Origin of the sequence: Uliginosibacterium silvisoli (genome assembly GCF_036017035.1) — a bacterium.
GTDB classification, from domain to species: domain Bacteria; phylum Pseudomonadota; class Gammaproteobacteria; order Burkholderiales; family Rhodocyclaceae; genus Viridibacterium; species Viridibacterium silvisoli.
In genome coordinates, this window is sequence record NZ_JAYXHS010000001.1 from 376,133 (window position 1) to 396,033 (window position 19,901).

17 protein-coding genes are annotated in these 19,901 nt (G+C 62.9%); 10 read left to right on the forward strand and 7 right to left on the reverse strand.

Annotated features, from left to right (window positions below; genetic code table 11):
- Nucleotides 1–42: 42 nt before the first annotated feature.
- The 4 genes from VVD49_RS01800 to VVD49_RS01815 are packed head-to-tail and all read right to left on the reverse strand — an operon-like array spanning nucleotide 43 to nucleotide 2,051.
- A complete protein-coding gene (locus tag VVD49_RS01800; RefSeq protein WP_327597414.1) occupies nucleotides 43–717 on the reverse strand; it encodes an MIP/aquaporin family protein in 675 nt (224 codons plus the stop codon).
- Nucleotides 718–719: 2 nt separating this feature from the next.
- Nucleotides 720–1,214, reverse strand: coding sequence for an arsenate reductase ArsC (locus tag VVD49_RS01805; RefSeq protein ID WP_327597415.1), 495 nt, complete (start codon nucleotides 1,212–1,214; stop codon nucleotides 720–722).
- A 20-nt stretch (nucleotides 1,215–1,234) separates the two neighbouring features.
- Nucleotides 1,235–1,729, reverse strand: coding sequence for an ArsI/CadI family heavy metal resistance metalloenzyme (locus tag VVD49_RS01810; protein WP_327597416.1), 495 nt, complete (start codon nucleotides 1,727–1,729; stop codon nucleotides 1,235–1,237).
- A 13-nt stretch (nucleotides 1,730–1,742) separates the two neighbouring features.
- The gene (locus VVD49_RS01815) at nucleotides 1,743–2,051 is read right to left on the reverse strand and encodes an ArsR/SmtB family transcription factor (protein ID WP_465188676.1); all 309 of its coding nucleotides are present in this window, start codon (nucleotides 2,049–2,051) and stop codon (nucleotides 1,743–1,745) included.
- A 143-nt stretch (nucleotides 2,052–2,194) separates the two neighbouring features.
- Here VVD49_RS01815 and VVD49_RS01820 point away from each other — a divergent pair, with 143 nt between their 5' ends.
- The 3 genes from VVD49_RS01820 (at nucleotide 2,195) to VVD49_RS01830 (ending at nucleotide 5,010) form a co-directional block, all read left to right on the forward strand.
- On the forward strand, nucleotides 2,195–2,719 hold the full coding sequence (locus VVD49_RS01820; RefSeq protein ID WP_327597417.1) for an Hsp20/alpha crystallin family protein: 525 nt from the start codon (nucleotides 2,195–2,197) through the stop codon (nucleotides 2,717–2,719).
- Between the two features lie 228 nt (nucleotides 2,720–2,947).
- Entirely contained in the window at nucleotides 2,948–4,216 is a 1,269-nt protein-coding gene (locus VVD49_RS01825) for a hypothetical protein (protein ID WP_327597418.1), read from the forward strand.
- Nucleotides 4,213–5,010: a hypothetical protein gene (locus VVD49_RS01830; protein WP_327597419.1), complete on the forward strand. Its 798-nt coding sequence runs from the start codon at nucleotides 4,213–4,215 to the stop codon at nucleotides 5,008–5,010. Before VVD49_RS01825 ends, VVD49_RS01830 begins: the two co-directional genes overlap by 4 nt.
- Before the next feature lie 149 nt (nucleotides 5,011–5,159).
- Here VVD49_RS01830 and VVD49_RS01835 read toward each other — a convergent pair whose 3' ends face one another.
- From VVD49_RS01835 to VVD49_RS01845, 3 genes are all read right to left on the reverse strand, one after another.
- The gene (locus tag VVD49_RS01835) at nucleotides 5,160–5,852 is read right to left on the reverse strand and encodes a response regulator transcription factor (protein WP_327597420.1); all 693 of its coding nucleotides are present in this window, start codon (nucleotides 5,850–5,852) and stop codon (nucleotides 5,160–5,162) included.
- Between the two features lie 309 nt (nucleotides 5,853–6,161).
- Nucleotides 6,162–6,845: a response regulator transcription factor gene (locus tag VVD49_RS01840; protein ID WP_327597421.1), complete on the reverse strand. Its 684-nt coding sequence runs from the start codon at nucleotides 6,843–6,845 to the stop codon at nucleotides 6,162–6,164.
- Complete coding sequence (locus VVD49_RS01845; RefSeq protein WP_327597422.1) at nucleotides 6,842–9,313, reverse strand: sensor histidine kinase; 2,472 nt, start codon at nucleotides 9,311–9,313, stop codon at nucleotides 6,842–6,844. Before VVD49_RS01845 ends, VVD49_RS01840 begins: the two co-directional genes overlap by 4 nt.
- A 179-nt stretch (nucleotides 9,314–9,492) precedes the next feature.
- On the opposite strand from VVD49_RS01845, the gene VVD49_RS01850 reads away from it, so the two are divergent.
- The 7 genes from VVD49_RS01850 to VVD49_RS01880 all read left to right on the forward strand — a co-directional run bounded on the left by VVD49_RS01850 (nucleotide 9,493) and on the right by VVD49_RS01880 (nucleotide 19,658).
- Nucleotides 9,493–10,425, forward strand: coding sequence for an alpha/beta fold hydrolase (locus VVD49_RS01850; protein WP_327597423.1), 933 nt, complete (start codon nucleotides 9,493–9,495; stop codon nucleotides 10,423–10,425).
- Nucleotides 10,426–10,504: 79 nt separating this feature from the next.
- Nucleotides 10,505–11,293, forward strand: a complete 789-nt coding sequence (locus tag VVD49_RS01855) for an alpha/beta hydrolase (protein WP_327597424.1) — start codon at nucleotides 10,505–10,507, stop codon at nucleotides 11,291–11,293.
- 391 nt (nucleotides 11,294–11,684) lie between these two features.
- Nucleotides 11,685–12,476 carry an SDR family NAD(P)-dependent oxidoreductase gene (locus VVD49_RS01860; protein ID WP_327597425.1) on the forward strand — a complete coding sequence of 264 codons (792 nt, stop codon included), beginning with the start codon at nucleotides 11,685–11,687 and terminating at the stop codon, nucleotides 12,474–12,476.
- A gap of 195 nt (nucleotides 12,477–12,671) precedes the next feature.
- Nucleotides 12,672–13,076: a response regulator gene (locus tag VVD49_RS01865; protein ID WP_327597426.1), complete on the forward strand. Its 405-nt coding sequence runs from the start codon at nucleotides 12,672–12,674 to the stop codon at nucleotides 13,074–13,076.
- Nucleotides 13,077–13,199: 123 nt separating this feature from the next.
- A complete protein-coding gene (gene lon / locus VVD49_RS01870; protein WP_327597427.1) occupies nucleotides 13,200–15,632 on the forward strand; it encodes an endopeptidase La in 2,433 nt (810 codons plus the stop codon).
- A gap of 189 nt (nucleotides 15,633–15,821) precedes the next feature.
- Nucleotides 15,822–18,608 (forward strand): PAS domain-containing protein, encoded by a 2,787-nt coding sequence (locus VVD49_RS01875; protein ID WP_327597428.1) that lies wholly within the window; start codon nucleotides 15,822–15,824, stop codon nucleotides 18,606–18,608.
- Between the two features lie 45 nt (nucleotides 18,609–18,653).
- A complete protein-coding gene (locus VVD49_RS01880) occupies nucleotides 18,654–19,658 on the forward strand; it encodes a hydroxyacid dehydrogenase (protein WP_327597429.1) in 1,005 nt (334 codons plus the stop codon).
- The last annotated feature ends 243 nt before the right edge of the window (nucleotides 19,659–19,901 follow it).

A 19,901-nucleotide genomic window follows, 5' to 3' on the forward strand; every position in this document is an offset into this window, starting at 1 on the left:
ATTTACCTTCTGGCGCAGCCAGGTCGCCGCCGCGGCGCTGGCTCAGCCTGCTTCCTGCTGCAAGGCCCGCACGCGTGGCTTCAGCATGTGATGCGCGCCCCAGCCGAGGCCCGCCCCCGCGATCTGCGCGGCGACGAACGCGGGCGCACAGGCAGGTGCAATGCCCGCAAAACTGTCGCTGAACATGCGCCCGAATACAGCGGCCGGATTCGCGAAGGCCGTGGAGGCGGTGAACCAGTAAGCCGCGCCGATGTAGGCCGCCACCATGCTCGATACGCGAGCCGCCGGTGCACACAACACAACCAGGATCAGGCCCGCTGTCGCAACGGCTTCCGCAATCATTTGTCCCGCTCCGCTGCGCTGCCGGGTCGACCACTGCAGGATCTCCATGTCGAACATCGCATGCGCCAGCCACGCCCCCAGCATTGCACCAACGAGCTGGGCAAGCACGTAGAGCGGCAGGTCGGGCCACGACAACAGCTTGCGCGTCGCCATGACGAGACTCACCACGGGGTTGAAATGCGCACCGCTCACCGGAGCGAACACCTCGATAAGCACGTAGAGCCCGCACACCGTCGCCAGGGTGTTCGCCAACAGCGCAATTGCCGCGTTACCTCCGGCAAGACGCTCGGCCATGATGCCGGAGCCGATGACGACGGCGAGCAGCAGAGCCGTACCGAGCGCCTCTGCGAACAGCCTGCGAGCCAGCGCAATCATGATCAGCTCCTGGAGATGCCGATCAAGGCCTGCTGCAGCGCCTCGTCACCCAGGGTATCAAGTGGCAGCTGCAACAATTGCAGCATGCGGTAGCCAATGGCTTCGCGCGTCAGCGCAAACGCGAGGCGCTTGCCCTCGTCCCCACCGCTCGCATTGGAAGGATCTGCGTAACCCCAGTGCACTTTCACGGGGCTGCCCGGCCAGTAAGGGCAGGACTCGGCCGCAGCGCTGTCGCACACCGTGATGACGACGCGCATCTTCGGCACGTCATCTCCCACGAATTCATCCCAGCTCTTGCTGCGATAGGTGCTGACGTCGACGCCCGCATGGGTGAGTGCTTCCAGCGCAAACGGATTGAGCTTGCCGCTCGGCGCGCTCCCCGCACTGTAGGCACGCACATCCTTGCCCAGCTTGTGCGCCCAGTGATTCAACATCCCTTCGCTCAGTACACTGCGGGCGGAATTGTGGGTGCAGAGAATCAGTACATTGGTGCTCATTTTTGCAGGCTTCGTGATGATCAGATGCCGGGCTGGCAACAAGGCGCTGCTGGCCCGGCCACGCGCACGGCGATATTGAGGGGTATGCCCTGCTGCTTTGCGGGCCCGCAGCAAGCAGACACGCTGGAAGCGGCGCTGCTCTCGCTGTAAACCGGCACGCTGTCCAGCGTCTGGAAGTGCTCCCACGCAATACCCTGTGGATCAGTGACCCAGTATTTGTCGCTACGTGAATAGCAGCACGTGGTTTCGCCTTCATCGAGCAGGCTCATGTCGGCTGCCTGCGCGCGCGCTTTCAACTCCAGCAGATCTGCAGCCCCGTCAGCCTGAATGCCGAGATGATCGACACCTACTCGACCACCTCGTGTCGAAATCGCGAAATTGAGTGCCGGATCATCGATCATCCATTTGGCGTAATCGTCTTCCACACGCGTCGGTGGCGCATTGAGAAGCCTCGAATAGAAGCTGATGCTCCTTGCCAGATCCTCGACACGCAGATGTACGTGGAATCTCTTCATCGCGAAGACTCCTTCAGCACTTGCAGGAAGCTACAGCGCCATCAAGACATGCCTCACCCTGACAACAGTTCTCGGTGAGATAGCCCAGCACGCCGTTCATGACGTCAAAAGCAGCGCGGTAAATAAGGCTGCGCCCGTCACGCTCTTGCGTGATGAGGCCTGCATGGGTCAGCTCCTTCAAGTGAAAGGACAGCGTCGCCGGAGCAACATCGACATGTTCGGCAATCGTGCCCGGCGTCAGCCCCGGCTTGCCTACCGCGATCAGGGCGCGGAACACCTGCAGGCGAACAGGCTGGGCCAGGGCTGCCAGGGCTTTGATCACTTCGCTTTCTTCCATATTTCTATAATTATCGAAATATAAGGTATTTGCAAGCCCCGCCCCCTTGGCGGATCGACATGACCAGACCGGAAGAACCGGAAGATGGTCGCGGACCTCCCCCTCCTGCGGCAAGCCCTTGTCAGCAGATGACTTTCAAGCTCCTGCGGGCACAACCCGGACGCCCGACGCGCACTCTTGAAAGCCCGCCCGCCAGTGCCATCTATGAATCACCTCCGAAGATCACCACAAGAGACCCGAACAAGATGACCTCACGCGATCTCACCACCTGGATGTGGGGCGATGCGCTCTCCCTGCTGGAACAGGCCGACCGCCTGCACCGGCAGTTCTTCCACGCTGGCGGCGCCGAGGTGCGCTGCTGGGAACCTCCCGTGGACGTGCTGGAAAGCCAGGAAGCCCTGACGATACTGGTCGCCCTGCCCGGCGTCTCGACCAACGACGTGGCAGTCCGCTTCGATGAGGACGGCGTACATATCGTCGGCTTGCGGCGCTTTCCTGCAACCAGCGCGTCACGCATCCATCGCATCGAGATTCCGTATGGCCGCTTCGAGCGACACATCTCGCTACCGCTCACCGAGTTGGAGCCGCAAACACCGGAGATGACGAACGGGTGTCTTGTGCTCAGCTTTCGAAAGCGGAGGGAAGCACGCTGAATCTGTTTGAGCTACATGGCCTGGATAAGCGAATGGCCATCCGGGAGCCCACACAAGCGCGCGATCCCGGCTGAAGGTCGCCTCGCCCGGATGGGAGAGCCCATCCTCCTGCGCACGAGCCATGCGCCCGAACCCGCAAAACCCGAAACTCGCCAAGCGGCTCATGACGGGCTGTGAGGGATCGCCACGATCCTGCTAGCACTCACTGCCAACGAAAGGGTTCTTCTCATGACTGCCATGGCCAGCCCGTCCACCAAACGCCTGTGCGCGCCGCGCCTGAAATCCGTCGTCCTCGCGATGTCTCTCGGCGCCGTCGCCGGCATGGCTTCTGCCGGGCCGGTGCGCTCGGTGGGTTCGATCACCTTCGCCGATGCCAATACGGCAATCGTGGCGGACTGGGTGGGTGGCGAGATTCATGCGCTGCAGCTCGCGCCAGCAACCTCGGTTGCGGCTCAGCCTTTCAGGCTCAAGAACATTTCATCGCCTGTTGCACAAGCCCTGCATGTGCAGCCTGATGCCCTGCGCTTCGAGGACATGGCATTCCGGCCCGGTACGGAGCTGGCGTACATCACGCTGTCGGTGCAACGCGGGAAGGCGTCGGTACCGGCGCTGGTGTCGGTCGATAGCAGCGGCAAGGTGGCTGTGATCAATCTGGCGAAGGCACCGCAGACTTCCGTCGCGATCAAGCAGCGCCCTGCTGCTGACCAGAAGTTCTGGAATGACATTCCGGCCGCGAGCTATACGGTGACGGACATGGTGTTCAACGCGGGCAAGCTCTATGTCGCCGGGTTGTCGAATGCGAGCTTCGCGTCGACGCTGCGCGTGTATGACTTCCCGTTCAATGGCGCATCGACGACGACCAGCATCGAGATGTATCACGCCGTGCACAACCAGGTGGAGACGCGCGCGCCGATCCGCAAGATGACGATTGCAACGCTCGACGGCGAGCCGACCCTGATTGCGGCCTACACCTGCACGCCGCTGGTGACGGTTGCGTTGAAGGACCTAAAGGATGGCGCGCACATCGTTGGCAAGACAATTGCCGAACTGGGCTGGGGCAGCGCGCCTGTCGACATGGTGACCTTCGATGCGGGTCAAGGGCCGATGGTGCTGCTGACCAACTCGCACAAGTCAGCCGATCTGATGACGCTGGAATCCATCGCTGCGGCTTCCAAGCAGCCGGGACTGAGCACGCCGATCAAGTGGCCGAGCGAGCCTTACCTTGGCCTGAAGGCGATACCCGTGCCGATCTCCGGCATCGCCAAGCTGGGCAACCAGAACAAGGATTTCCTCGGCGCGCTGCGTCGCGACGAAGCCACGGGACACATGGAGCTCGTCTCGATCCGCAAGGGTGCCTTCCTCCGCGTGAGCGACTTCATCAACGAGTATGACTTCGCAGACTTCACCTATCTGCCGACTGACTATTTCCGCGGCGTGCATCAGGTGCTGCGCACGGACGAAGGCTATCCGGAACTGGCGGCAAGAGCCAAACCGTGAGCGTGTTGCGCAGCTGGGTGGCGGCATGCGGTTTGATGTTGTGCGCGGTGGCGCCTGTGGGCGCGGCTTCACGAGCTACCGCCATCGTCTATCCGTCAGGGCCGACGGTGCCGGAAAACCTGTTGCGCATCGAGCTGCGCTTTTCTGCGCCGCTGCTTGCGCCCTTGAGCATCGAGCATGTGAAGCTGTTCGATGCGGAGGGGCGCGCCATTGAGGATGCTTTTCTCGACTTGCCTTTGCCGAGCGCGGATAGGCGCAGCGTTACGCTGTTGCTACACCCCGGTCGCGTGAAGTCGGGTGTGGGTGCGAACGTGCTGTTCGGGCGCGCGCTTGTGGCAGGCTCTGCCGTCACACTAGTGGTCGATGATCCGGCACTCACAACGCCAGTGCGCAAGACCTGGCAGGTGAGTGCTTTCGATGCCGCTGCACCTGTGCCGACACGCTGGACTCTTGATGCGCCTGCTGCGGGCAGTCGGCAGACGCTGAGCGTGCGCCTGGATGCGACGATCAGCTCGACTGCGGAATCGCTGATTGCTGTGCGCGGGCCTGACGGCAAGCGCGCGAAAGGTCGCATTTCGCTGGCTGACGCGGAGACGATGTGGCGCTTTACGCCTGATCGGGTCTGGTCTGCGGGTGCTTATGCTGTGGTGGTCCACCCGGATCTTGAAGACCCGGCGGGAAATCGTAGCTGTGCGGCGTTTGAGCTCAGGGATGAGAGTCGTACCCGCTGCAATGAGAGCATTGAAAAGCCGTTCCAGATCAGCAAGCGCAAGGAGATCACGCGTCTGCGCTGAGAGGTATTTCTTGGGCTCAGACTTACGCATCGTCATCCCCGCGAAAGCGGGGATCCAGTGGCTTGAGCACTGCAACGTCGCTGGATTCCCGCTTTCGCGGGAATGACGGGTTGGGAGGGTGTGCGACTGCAAGTAATCACGCGCATCAATCACAGTAGCTCTGTATGGCGATGCGCTTGCGGCCGTGCTGCAAGCGACATCGCGCCAGTCCTGACCTGCGCCTGACTGCTCGCAGCAAGAGACAGCAAGCCGCGCCGCTCGGCCAACGTCGCCACCTGCGTGCGACTGCTCGCACCGAGCTTCTGGAAGATGCCCTTCATGTGTGACTTCACGGTGCCGGGTGCGATGTTCAGCTGCGTGGCAATCGCCTTGTTGGGGAGACCCTCGACGAGGAGGCGCAGCACGTCCAGCTCCCGGCCAGTCAGCGATTCGGAGGCGACGCTGTCGGCGAGGCGGCTGGCAGCTGCAGCGCCGATGTGACGCGCGCCGCGATGCAGGGCGCGCACCGCGTCGGCCAGTTCCTCGACGCCACAGCCGAGCGTGAGGTAGCCACGCGCACCCTGCTCCAGCGCATGGCGTATCTCGCACTCGGTGTCGCGGTCCGTCAGGATGAGGATGCGCGGATACGGCAAGCGCACGGAGAGGGATGCCGTGTGCATGCTGGCGAGGAGGCTCAGCCCGCCGGGGTAGTCGGTCACGATGACGTCCGCCTCGACCGTGGAGGCCATCTCCTGCTCAACCATGACGACATCGGGCTGCCGCGCCAGCGCGCTCTGTAAGCCTGCCGCCACGAGCGGGTCCTGATACAGCACGAGGGTCCTGATGAGTTTTCTGTCAGACATTTCTCTCTCCGGGTGATGCGCTGATTGAGCCCCGCAGTGCGGCTTGTCTGCGTCATGTCTCTGCAGTGCAGCAACATCGACGCGTTCCGCAGAATGACGCCATGCGGGCGCGAGCACCATAGATGGGATGGAGCGGATTCCGGTGTGGAGAAAGGGTGAGGCGGGACTCATCCTTTTGGATGAGAAATCTTCGATGCGGAGACAGTTTGTCCGCGTAGGCCCCTGTCATGTAGGAGCGGGCCATGCCTGCGACAGTCGCGGGCATGGCCCGCTCCTACAGAAATGGACGACTCTTCTGGCGCCTGTGAATCAGACCTGAACAAGTCCGCGCTGAATGGCGACCGAGATGGCTTCGGTGCGGCTGAGCACGTTGAGCTTGGTGAAGATATTGCGCAGATGCGATTTGACCGTCGCTTCGCTGACCTGCAGCGTGGTGGCAATTTCCTTGTTGCTCTTGCCTTGTGCGAGCAGGCTCAGCACGCCGGTCTCGCGCGCCGTCAGTGCTTCGCGACTCATGCCGACCGCGAGTTTCGCCACCATCGATGGAGGAATGCTGATCTCGCCCGCATGCACCTTGCGGATGCAGTCGAGCAGCGCCTCCCACGGCGCGTCCTTCAACAGGTAGCCACGTGCCCCGGCCTTGATGGCGTTGGAAATATCTTCGTCGGTATCGAAGGTAGTCAGCATGATCAGGCGTGCCGATGAATCCACGGCGCATATCTCTTCGATTGCCTCGACCCCGTCAAGCAGCGGCATGCGCAGATCGAGCAGGGTGATGTCCGGACGATGCGCTTGCCACAGCGTCACCGCTTCGCGACCGTTAACGGCTTGCGCAACAACATGCATGTCCGCCTGACGGCCGATGATGGCCGCGAGGCCTTCGCGCACCGTGACGTGGTCATCGGCAATGAGCACGCTGATGCTGCGGGTCGAGCCGGATTCTGGTGCGGCCGTAGCGGCTGTGGCGACAGCGCGGGAAGTTCTTTTGGTCATGCTGTCGCCTTCCGCTGCGCATAAGGCAGGTCGATCGCGATCTGCGTGCCTGCCCCGATGACGCTTTCGATGGACACTGCGCCGCCCATGACGTTCACGCGCTCCCTGATGCCGATCAGGCCGAAGCCATCATGTCGCCCCTCGGGGTCGAAGCCCTGACCATCGTCGCGCAGGAGCAGTGACAACGCACCGTCTGCGAATGCAAGGCTGACCTGGAAGTGGCGGGCATGGGCGTGGCGCAGCGCATTGGTCAGCACTTCCTGACTGATGCGCAACAGATTCTCTTCCCACTCCGGTGGCAGCTTCTTCACCGGCCCTTTCACATTGAATGCTGCTTGCAGCGCAGTCCCTGCCGTCATCCTAGTGAACAGGCTGTCTAGCGCAGCGGCGAGATCCTTGTCCTCCAGCGCCAGCGGGCGCAGCGCACGCACGGAACGACGTGCCTCGTTGAGGCTTTCGCGAGCGAGTTCGCTGGCGCGTTGCAGATGCATTTCCACCTCGGCCGGCAGGCTCTTGGAACGGGCCTCGGAGGCTGCCTCCAGTTGCACGATCACGCCGGTGAAGCCCTGCGCCAGCGTGTCGTGAATGTCGCGCGCCATGCGGTTGCGCTCGGCCATGACAGCCGCATCACGACTCTCTGCCGACAGCCGCGCGAGCTGGATGGCGAGCATGGCCTGATTGGCGAGCGCCTGGGCGAGATCCACTTCCTCGTTGCGGAACTCGCGACTGCCGACGAAACGTATACCGATCGCGCCCTCCAGTTCGCCACCACTGAACATCGGCACCAGCAGCACGGTCACGATGCCGAGGTCCAACAGGCGGTCGCGCAGGGGAAAGGGCGGCACTTCGCGGATGTCTTCGATGAGGCTCGGCTTGCCGGTGCGAAACACCTCGGGCCACGGCCACACTTCCTCCATCGGCAGCCCGAGCGACATGCCAGCGAAGCGTACATCGCTCTTCGGCACGACGAAGTCATCTTCGAAGGCAAACTCGAATTCGATGACGCCCGTCACCTTGTTGCGCAGCCACACGCTGCTGCTGTGCCCACCGCACTGCTCGTTGAGCGCACACAGCATGTGGCCCACGAGTCTGTCTGCGGAGGGCTCTCTGGCGAGCAGGGCCAGCGAGCTGCCGAGCGCCCTGACCTGCCCGCGTGCGATCTGCCCGGAAGCCCTCAGCGCTTCCTCTGCGCTCTTGCGTTCGCTGATGTCCATGACGATGCCGAGCATCTGCGTCGCGCGCCCCTCGCTGCTGCGGTAGATGCTGCCACGCGCGGCGAGCCAGTGCAGGCTGCCATCCGGCCATATCACGCGGAACTCCTGGCTCCAGTCGAGCAATGCCTGCACGGCATGGCGCAGACTCTCTTCGACCCGCACACGATCGTCGGGATGAACATGCTTGATGAATTCTTTGATACCCCAGTTGGCCTCGGGAATCGGCGCGTCGTAACCGAAGCACTGGTCATGGCGCAGCGACCTGCGCGAGGTGTCATGAACCAGGTCGAGGTTCCAGTCGCCCACCAGGCCGGACTTCAGCGTGAACTCCAGCGCATTCTTGGCCTGCTCGAGCAGCACGCGCTCGGTGATGTCGACCAGCATCGTGCGCGTGAAGCCTCCGCTCGCAGCAGGCCGCGACCACCACTCCACCCAGACGGGCTGGTTGTCCTTGCGCCGCAGTTCGAGCACGACGCCCTGCACGGCCTCGCCACGTTCGACCGACTCCAGCGCACTGGTGAGCCGCTGCAGATTCTCCGGACTATCGACCGCGAACGAGTGGCTGAATGTGCCGGAGAGATCGTCAGGGCCAACACCCAACAAGCTCATCGCAGCACGGTTCGCACGGATGAAGCGCGTGTCCATGGCTTCATGCACATAGGGGATCGGTGCTTCGTCGAACAGGTCGCGGAAGTCCTCGCTCAGTCGCTCGATCTCCGCCTGCAGGCGTTTGCTCTCGGTAACGTCGCGCACACCAACGAACCATACCGGACTGCCTGCCGTATCGAGGAATGCCTGGCCCTGCGCCGACACCCAGCGCGCCGGCCGTTCAGGCGAAGCAGCGGTACGATACTCCTCGACGTACCTGCCGCCGGTAGCGCCACTGAAAGCCTCGAAGATGGCCGCGTTGACGCGCTCCCTGTCCTGTTCATGCACGCACTGCAGAAACAGCTCGTGCGTGACAGCAATGTCCTGTGGCACGCCGAGGATGGTGCGCAAGTGCGGCGACCACTCACCCGCGTTGTTGGCCGAAGACGAATCCCAGGTCCACAGGCCCACGCCACTGGCGTCCATTGCGCGGCTCAGATGCTCGATGCGCGCAGCAAGCTCCGCATTATGTGTCGTGGTGTCAGCACACTGCTGTTCAAGCATGGCGTTCGTACGCCGCAACGCCTCCACCTCGTTCTGAGCCACTTCGCGTTCGAGCCGGATACGTTCGAGCTCACGCTGCAGTGATTCAATGTTCTGGGGCACATCCCCTGATGCTTCTAGGCGAGTCGTCATGGCAATTAACTGGAAGAACCCACAATACCTTCGTGTGATGAACGCGCGAGCGCCATCGGAGTGATGCCCTCCCCCCTCACATGGGAGAGGCGCGTGCGGTCGAGGATACAGATACTCAGGTCTGTTCATCCACTCGGACCGGAGCAATCATGAAACTCTTCAACAAATCGCCTCTCTCGCTCCTGACGCGCTGCGCGCGCGCCGGGCTGATCTTCATTGCCATGACGCTCGCGGGCACGGCCTGGGCACAAGCGCCGCAAAGCAAGTTCGCCGACGCCGACGGCCTGCGCATGCACTATCTGGTGGCGGGTAAGGGCGACCCCATCATCCTCCTGCACGGCTATGCGGAGACCAGCCACATGTGGCGCCCGCTGATCAAGGAACTGGCGAAGAACCACCTGGTGATCGCGCCGGATCTGCGTGGATTCGGCGACACGGAAGTGACGCCTTCCGGCTATACCAAGGCAGCGATGGCGCGGGATGTGCACGCGCTGGCGACCACACTGAAGCTTGGCAAGGTGCGCATCGTCGGTCATGACATTGGCCTGATGGTGGCCTATGCCTATGCCGCTCAATACCCGTCCGAGGTAGACCGCATCGTGCTGATGGATGCCTTCCTGCCCGGTGTCGGCGACTGGACCAAGGTCTGGCTGCTGCGCGACCTGTGGCATTTCCACTTCTACGGCAAGACGCCGCTGGCCCTCGTCGCCGGTCGCGAACGCATCTACTTCGAGCACTTCTGGAACGACTTCGCGGCCGACCCCAAGCACTCGCTTCCCGAAGCTGATCGTCAGTTCTACGCCAAGGCCTACGGCAAGCCCGGCCGCATGGCCGCCGGCTTCGAGGTGTTCCGCGCCTTCGAGCAGGATGCCGCCGATTTCGCAAAGCAGGCCAAGACGCCTCTGCCCATGCCGATGCTCGTGCTGGCCGGCGAGAAAGCTTCCGGCAACACCCTGATCGACCAGGGCCGCTTGGTCGCTACCAACGTCGAGGGCGTGATCATCCCGGGCTCCGGTCACTGGCTGATGGAAGAGGCTACTGACAAGGTCGTGCCGAAGCTGGTCGACTTCCTGAACAAGTAATGGCCGACGAGTAAAGCTGGCGGCGCCGGGCTCGACATGAGAGCTCGTCGCCGCCCTCACCCAGCTTCAAGGAGTCATCATGAATAGCCTGCGCAAATCGAAACTCTCGCCGCTTGCCCTCATCGCAGGGATGCACGCCTTCCTCAGTCCTGCTGCAGTCGCTGCCGACGGCGCTGCGGCCAAGCCCGTCTCCATCGTTTTCGTGCACGGTGCCTGGGCGGATGGCTCGAGCTGGAACGATGTCATCCCGCTGCTGCTCGACAAGGGTCTGACGGTCGTGTCCGTGCAGAACCCGCTGTCATCGCTCGCCGACGACGTGGCCGCCACGCGTCGCGCCATCGACCTGCAGCCTGGGCCAGTGCTGCTGGTCGGGCATTCATGGGGCGGTGTAGTCATTACCGAGGCAGGCCGTCACGAGAAAGTTGCGGGCCTCGTTTACGTCGCGGCGTTTGGTCCCGACGAGGGCGAATCGGTGAGTGCACTGCTCGGCAACAAGGACATCCCGCCACCTGCAGGATTGGGGGGTGTGTATCCCGACGCAACGGGCTATCTCTGGCAGAAACCGGAGAACATCGCCGAGCATTTCGCGCAGGATGTTTCGCCCGCGCAGAAGAAGCTGATCGCGGCGACGCAGAACCCGATTTTTGCCAAGTGCTTCGACGAGAAAGTCGGCGCACCGGCGTGGAAGACCAAGCCGAGCTGGTACATCCTTGCCGCGCAAGACCACATGATTCCACCCGCCGCGCAGAAGCTGTTTGCAACGCGCATGAACGCCAGCCTCACGACGCTCGACACGAGCCATGTGCCGATGCTGTCGAAGCCGAAGGATGTGGCAAACGCAATCATCGCGGCAGCGGCGAAGATCTGAGGACTCGTTCCCAATCCTTGAAAAACGCTCGTCATCCCGGCGAAGGCCGGGATCCAGTCATCGCACACACTCAGCCTCGGTTGAGAGCTACACACCGTCACGCCGTCATTCCCGCGAAAGCGGGAATCCAGTGGCGTTTTCGTACCCTCGTTAAAGCCGCTGAATTGGGCATTCAAGCCATGGATGAAGAGCAACGCGTGGTAGCTGGATCCCGGCCTTCGCCGGGATGACGCTGTTCTTTCAAAGATCATGAGCAGCCCCCAATTCCTGAGCACACCCACAAAAAGGCTGCTCGGCGAGAGCCTGAAATTAGCCTACGCTGAACCTCACGCGCTAGCGGCGCACCAAGCATCTGGCAAGGCTCCATATTCTTCCTTGAAAGGAACGCACAATGAATCTCCAACTCACAGGCAAGCTGGCGCTGGTCACCGGCAGCACGGCAGGTATCGGATTCGCCATCGCGTCAGCGCTTGCGGCAGAGGGCGCGCGCGTCATCGTCAACGGGCGCTCGCAAGGCTCGGTGGACGAGGCAGTTGGCCAGATCAAGGCAGCAGAAGGCGGTGAAGTCATCGGTTTCGCCGGCGACCTGAGCACCGCCACTGCCGCAGAGGCCTTGGCAGCGAAGCACCCCGGCATCGAGATTCTGGTCAACAACCTCGGTATCTTCGAACCCAAGCCCTTCGAAGAGATTCCGGATGAGGACTGGATGCGTTTCTTCGATGTGAACGTGCTCAGCGGCGTGCGCCTGGCACGTCTGGTATTGCCCGCGATGAAGCGCGCGAACTGGGGCCGCATCATCTTCATTTCCAGCGAGAGTGCCGTGCAGATTCCTGCGGAGATGATCCACTACGGCATGACGAAGACTGCGCAACTGGCTGTATCGCGTGGATTGGCCGAAGCGGTCGCCGGCACGGGCATCACCGTCAACAGCGTGCTGCCGGGCCCGACCAAGTCGCGCGGCGTGGGCGAATTCGTCGAGACACTCGCCAAGGCCGATGGCAAGTCCTTCGAGGACTTCGAGAAGGAGTTCTTCGAGAAGGTGCGCCCGACCTCCCTCATCAAGCGCTTCGAAGCGCCCGCCGAGATTGCCTCCATGGTGGCCTACATCGCCAGCCCGTTGTCATCCGGCACGACCGGGGCGGCGCTACGCGTCGACGGCGGTTGTACGAAAAGCGCGTTCTAGGCGAAACATCCTTGCCCGTCGCCCGGCACGCCTGTGCCTGAGGCAGGTCAATCCAGCCCTGGCAGGCCTTTCAAGTGCCCGCCGCTCTTGAAGTCCGCTTCGCGCATCTCCATCTTCCGTCCATCCCCGTGTCAGCCATGAGGCGGGGAATGTCTCTTGCTCAGGCCACAGCATCGACACCATCCATGGAAGAAAATGCAAACCGCGCAGACCAAGGGCAGGATTCTCGTCATCGAAGACAATCGCGAAGCCGCAGACAGCCTCAAGCTGATTCTCGAGGGCTTCGGCTACGCGGTTGACGTGGCGTATTCCGGCGAAGCGGGGCTCAGTGCAGCCGTCAGTGCGAAGCCTGACCTCATCCTCAGCGACATCGGGCTGCCCGACCTTGACGGCTTCGAACTGGTCCGGCGGCTGCGACGCTCGGAAGTCACGCGGGACATTCCTGTCATCGCACTGACAGCCTATGGGCCGGAAGCGCGTGACATGGCATTTGCATCGGGCTTCACGGGGCACCTGACCAAGCCGATCGAGCCGCAGCTCATGCGATCCATCCTTGCGGGCTTCGACCTCGAGTCCGGTGTGAATTCTTCCGCGCCCTGATCGAACGGGTCGAAGCAGCCCTCTTGAAACGTCTTCCCCGCATCACCACCTACTTCTCATTCCCGACCACCCCGCCCTCGCAAGATCGCCCGGCGCGTCGAGCAACGAAGAGAAGGAATCGTGATGAAAGACTGGACAGCACAAGAACCGTTGTGGGCACTTGATGCACCGGGCGTGGCTGAGGCCGTGCAGGCTGCCGCTACGGCGGCTGGCAGCACGCTCAAACCCCTGCCCGAAGACACGATGATCCTGATCCCGATGCGCAATGCCGTGCTGTTCCCCGGCAATCTTTCGCCGGTCACGGTGGGCCGCGCCACGTCCGTCATGGCCGCACAGGAAGCGGTGAAGAACGACCTGCCGGTGGGCTTTCTCCTGCAGCGCGATGCAACGCAGGACGTGGTCGGGCCGAACGATCTTTACTGGGTCGGCACAAGCGGTCCCATCGTGCGCTACATCACCGGCAAGGACGGCGGTCATCACCTCGTCGTGCAGGGCGAATCGCGCTTCCAGGTGCGTGAGTTCATCGAGGGCTGGCCCTTCCTCGTGGCGCGCGTGGCGAAGATCGATCAGAGCATCGAGCAGGCCAACACCGGCGGCGCGGAGGTACAAGCACGCTTCCTGCAATTGAAGGAGCAGGCGCTCGAGGCCGTGGCCTTACTGCCGCATGTGCCGGATGAGATCGCCGACGTGGTGCGTGCGCTCGAAGCGCCTGCAGCACTCGCCGACATGGTGGCGAACCTGCTCGACATCAAACTCGAAGACAAGCAGGACTTGCTCGAAACCTTCGATCTCGTGCGGCGCCTCGACAAGGTGATCGAGTTGCTGTCGGCACGCGTCGGGGTACTCAAGCTGACCAAGGAAATCCGCGACAAGACGCAGGCGAGCTTCGATGAGCGCCAGCGCGAGCACGTGCTGCGCGAGCAGTTGCGGCAGATCCAGAAGGAGCTTGGCGAGGACGACGACAACGCGGCCGAAGTCGAGGAGCTGGAGAAAGCCATCGCTACTGCCGGCATGCCGGAGGATGTGCTCAAGCACGCCGAGAAGGAAGTGAAGCGCCTCAAGCGCATGAGCGATAGCGGCACCGAGTATTCGATGGTGCGCACCTATCTCGAGTGGCTGACGGAGCTGCCCTGGACGGCGGCGCCGCAACACGCCATCGACATGGCTGAGGCACGCCGCATTCTCGACGAGGATCACTTCGGTCTCGACAAGATCAAGCGTCGCATTCTCGAATATCTCGCTGTGCGCAAGCTCAACCCGCAAGGCAAGAGCCCCATCCTGTGCTTCGTCGGCCCGCCCGGCGTGGGCAAGACTTCGCTCGGCCAGTCGATCGCGAAGGCGACGGGGCGTGCCTTCCAGCGCGTGGCGTTGGGTGGCGTGCATGACGAGGCGGAAATTCGCGGACACCGGCGCACCTACGTCGGCGCCCTGCCCGGCAACATCATCCAGGCGATGAAGCGCGCCGAGTCGACGCATGCGCTGTTGATGCTCGACGAGATCGACAAGCTCGGTGGTGGCGGCTTCCACGGTGACCCGTCGAGTGGCTTGCTGGAGGTGCTCGATCCGGAGCAGAACAACAAGTTCCGCGACAACTACCTCGGCGTGGACTACGACCTGTCACGCGTGATGTTCGTGTGCACGGCGAATCAGCTCGACACGATTCCCGGCCCGCTACGCGACCGCATGGAGATCATCCAGCTCGCCGGTTACACGCAGGAGGAAAAGGTGCAGATTGCGCGCCGCTACCTCGTGCAACGTCAGCTGGAAGCGAATGGCCTCACTGCGGAACAAGCAGGCATCACCGACGCAGCGCTGACACGCATCGTGGCGGAGTACACGCGGGAAGCCGGCGTGCGGAATCTGGAGCGCGAAGTGGGCGCGGTGTTCCGTCGCGTGGCGATGCGCATTGCTGAAGAGCAAGTGGCATCGGTAACGATTGATGCCGATGACATCGCCGAGATTCTCGGTGCCACGCGCTTCGAGAGCGAAGTGGCTTTGCGCACCAGCATGCCCGGCGTGGCAACAGGCCTGGCGTGGACGCCGGTGGGTGGCGACATCCTGTTCATCGAGGCGAGCAAGGTGCCGGGCAGCGGCAAGCTGATTCTCACCGGGCAGCTCGGCGACGTGATGAAGGAGTCCGCACAGGCAGCGCTGACCCTGGCGAAAACGTGGACGGGCGATGCGCTGGACAAGTGGGACATCCACGTGCACATCCCGGCCGGTGCGACGCCGAAGGACGGGCCGAGCGCAGGCGTGGCGATGTACCTCGCGCTGGTGTCATTGCTGTCGGGCAAGCCGATCCGCTCCGACGTGGCAATGACGGGCGAGATCAGCCTGCGTGGCCTCGTGTTGCCGATCGGTGGCCTGAAGGAGAAGACGCTGGCGGCGCTGCGTGCCGGCATCACCACGGTGATGTTGCCGAGGCGCAATGCACGCGACCTCGACGACGTGCCGGCCGAAGCGCGTGCCAAGCTGAACTTCGTGCTGCTGGATCGCGTAGAGGATGCAGTCAGTCATGCGATCGGCGAGCTGCCAGCACACCTGGAAGCAGCGTGAGTTGATGAAGTAGTCAAAGGGCGGGCCCGCTGTCAGGGGCCCGCCCTTTTTCTTTGTGAGACCCGGGCCGGCACCTTCACGGCACCCACCCCTGAAGCGATCAGCCGCATTACGTCGATGCTATCCTGCAGCATGCCTACGCTTCCCTCCCCCGCTGCAGCCTCCGCTTTCCGCTCGGGAGGTGGCGCCATGGGCGCCAGAATCCGTAGCTTTGACTGGGCCTCCGGCCCGCTTGGGCCGATAGAGAGCTGGCCGACCGGGCTGCGTGTCGCGGTGGATCTGATGCTGGCGTCGCGTTTCCCGACCTGCCTGTTCTGGGGCCCAGACCTCATCGCGATCTACAACGACAGTTTCATACCCATTCTGGGCCAGAAGCCAGAAGCGCTCGGCCAGCCGCTACGCATAACCTGGAGCGAGGCCTGGGCAGATCTGAAACCCATCACGGACAAAGCGCTCGCTGGAGAGTCGACTTTCATCGAGAACTTCCTTGTCCCGGTCGCGCGCCGCGGCTTTATCGAAGACGCGTGGTTCACCTTCTGCTACAGCCCTGTCTTCGACGAGCACGGTAACGTGGCCGGCATGCTGGACACGGTCGTGGAAACGACCGAGAAAGTCCTTTCCGAGCGGCAATCCCGTCAGGACAGCGAACGCCAGCAGGCGCTGCTGGCACAGATGCCCGGCTTTGCCTGCCTGCTGTCGGGGCCTGAGCATGTCTTCGCCTACGTCAATGACGCTTACATCAAGCTTGTCGGTCCACGCGAACTGATCGGCCGCTCTGTACGCGAGGCATTCCCTGAGCTGCAAGGTCAGGGCTATTACGAGCGACTCGATCGCGTCTTCAGCACCGGCAAGGGGCTGAGCGTATCAGCCAACCCCGTCCGCCTCGACCAGCAGCCGGGAGAGCGCTTCGTCGATCTGATCTATGAACCGATTCGCGACGAGAACGGTGTCGTCACCGGCATCTTCGTCGGCGGCTACGACGTGACCGACCGTGTGGTGGCTGAGACGAGCCTGCGCGAGTTGAACATCGAACTCGAGCGCCGCGTGGTCGAGCGCACGCTGGCGCGCGGACGCGCCTGGCAGGTCAGCCCGGAAATGCTCTGCGTGATCAACGCCGATGGATATTTCGAACTCACCAACCCGGCGTGGGAGAGCACCCTGGGCTGGACGGAAGCAGAAATGGCCAGCGCGCCGTATACCTATTTCGTACATCCGGAAGACATCGAACCATCTCACCGCGCATGGATCGACGCCAGCGAACGTGGGCTGCCGGTGCTGCGCTTCGAGAATCGCTACCGCACGAAGACCGGCAACTACCGCTGGCTGTCATGGGTGGCCGTGCCGGAAGACGGTAAGGTGTATTGCATCACGCGCGACGTGCAGGAAGAAAAGGAACACGCTGCCGCGCTGGCCGAGCGCACGGCGGAGCGCGACGTGCTGGCGGAGATCGTCGGCACGACGGACGCCTTCATTCAGGTGCTCGATCTCGACTACTGCTTCCTCGCCATCAACAAGGCGAACGTGAATGAGTACGAACGCGTGTTCGGCGTAAGGCCCGCCGTGGGCGACAACCTGCTGGCCTTGCTCGACAACGCGGCAGGCCCGCGTGATCGCGAAAACGCCCGCGCCCTGTGGGGCCGAGCCATGGCAGGCGAATCCTTCACGGAGCAGGACGAGTTTGGCGACCCGTCGCTCGACCGACGCTATTACGAAATGCGCTTCGAGGTGCTGCGCGACAAGTTCGGCGTGCAGATCGGCGCCTTCATGATGAGCACCGACATTACCGAGCGTCTGCGCGAACAACGCGAACTGCTCTCCGCACAGGAAGCACTACGTCAGGCGCAGAAGATGGAAGCGGTCGGCCAGCTCACCGGCGGCATCGCCCACGACTTCAACAATCTGCTGGCGGCCATCAGCGGCAGCCTGCAGCTGATCAAGGTGAAGCTCGAACGCGGCAATACGGCGGGCATTGATCGCTACATCGACATGAGCGAGAACTCGGTGCGACGCGCTTCTGCACTGACGCAACGCCTGCTGGCCTTCTCGCGCCGCCAGACGCTGGACCCCAAACCCACGGACATCAATCGTCTGATGAGCGGCATGGAAGAACTGGTACGTCGCACCGTCGGGCCATCGGTGGAGGTGGAAGTGCGCGGCGCTGACAGCCTGTGGGCCACCAAGGTCGATGCACCACAGCTGGAAAACGCCCTGCTCAACCTGTGCATCAACGCGCGCGATGCGATGCCGCAGGGCGGCAAGCTGGCGATAGAGACGGCCAACAGATCGCTCGACGAGCGCGCCGCACGCGAGCGCGAACTGCCGCCCGGCGAGTACGTCTCGCTGAGCGTCACCGACACCGGCAGCGGCATTCCGCCGGACCTCGTCAAACGCATCTTCGATCCCTTCTTCACCACCAAGCCGCTTGGCCAGGGCACGGGCCTCGGCCTGTCGATGGTGTATGGCTTCGTGCGCCAGTCGGGCGGCCAGGTGCGTGTCGATTCCGCACTCGGTCGTGGCACGACGATGTGCATCTACCTGCCGCGCCACATCGGCAATGCCGACGAGAGCGAAGAGAACACATCCGCACGGCTGGTCGCGACAGGTGATGACGAAACCATATTGCTGATCGAGGATGAAGAGACGATCCGCAGCGTCATGACCGAAGTGCTGGGCGAAGCGGGCTACCGCGTGCTGTCGGCGCCGGACGGCCCCTCGGGCCTGCGCATCCTGCAGGGCGCGGGCCGCATCGACCTGCTGATCACTGACGTCGGCCTGCCCGGTGGCCTCAATGGCCGTCAGGTCGCCGACGCAGGCCGCGAACATCGCCCCGAGCTGAAAGTGTTGTTCATCACCGGCTACGCCGAGACCGTCGCAGTCGGCAACGGTCTGATGGCGCACGGCATGCAGGTGATGACAAAACCCTTCGAGATCGCCGGGCTGGCGAACAAGGTGCGGGAGATGCTGGACGGCGCCTGAGTGCGTCCTCTCGCCCTCTCCGCACCCGACCTTTCTGGCTTTTCCATGACACGCACCCTGATTGTCATCACCGATCACGAGCGGCAGCATTTCCTGCCCGCGCCCCTCATCGACGAGTTGCTGTCGCTGCTACCTGCACATCGCATCGTCGATCCGCTGAGCCTGAAGGCAGATGACTGGGCCACACTGCTCGCGGAATTCCGCCCGCAGCTGATCATCACCGGCCGTAAGACGCCGATGCTGCCGGACGACATTGCAATCGGGGGCGATGGGCTGCGCTACGTATGCCATCTGGCTGGCTCGGTGAAGCATCTGGTGAGCGACACGCACTTGCGGCGCGGCCTGCTGGTCAGCAACTGGGGCAACTCGGTCAGTCGCGTGATGGCCGAGTGCGGGCTGTTCCTCACCATTGCCGCGCTGCGCCGGGCCAGCCACTGGGCGCTCGCCATGCATCGCGAAGGCAGCTGGAAAGACGGCAACACGGAATTCTTCTCGCTCTTCGAACGCCGTGTCGGCCTGCATGGCTTCGGCGCGATCGCGCGCGAACTGCTGCGCCTCATACAGCCTTTCGGCGTGAAGCTGCAGACCTGGTCGCCCAGCGTGCCGGAGGCCGAACTGGCTGCGCTCGGGGTGCAACGCGCAGCTTCTCTCGAAGCCCTGTTCGACGACAACGAGGTGGTGATCGAACTCGCGTCACTGACGCCGCGTAATCGCGGCATCGTCGATGAAGCCATGCTGCGTCGTCTGCGCCCCGGCAGTGTGTTCGTGAACATCGGCCGCGGCGCCGTGGTGGATGAGGCGGCGATGGTCCGCGTGGCACGCGAAGGCAAGGTGCAGTTCGCGCTCGACGTCTTTACCGAAGAACCCTTGCCGCTGGACTCCGGCCTGCGCGGTTTGTCCAATGTCACGCTGCTGCCACATCTGGCAGGCCCCACTACCGACCGCCAGCGCGACGCAGGCGCCTTCGCGCTGGAAAACATCCGGCGCCATCTCGCAGGCGACCTACCGACCGCCCTGATCGATGCAGAGGCCTTTGCGCGTTCGACCTGAAAAACCTCACTGCATGTGGGACACATCCGTGCTGGATGAGTAAGGGGCGAACCACGGTTCGCCCTTTTGTTCCGGGCGTTTTGCCAACACGGCACGAAGCCTGCTTTTGCCCTTGCTCACTCTCTGCATGACAGGCAGATCGGAAAGATTTACACGGTCGGAATTGTAAATAGTGAACAAAGCTTGTTCATTCTTTCAATCCGCAGGTGTTTCTCGTCGCTGTCGGTCTGGCACAACGGAATA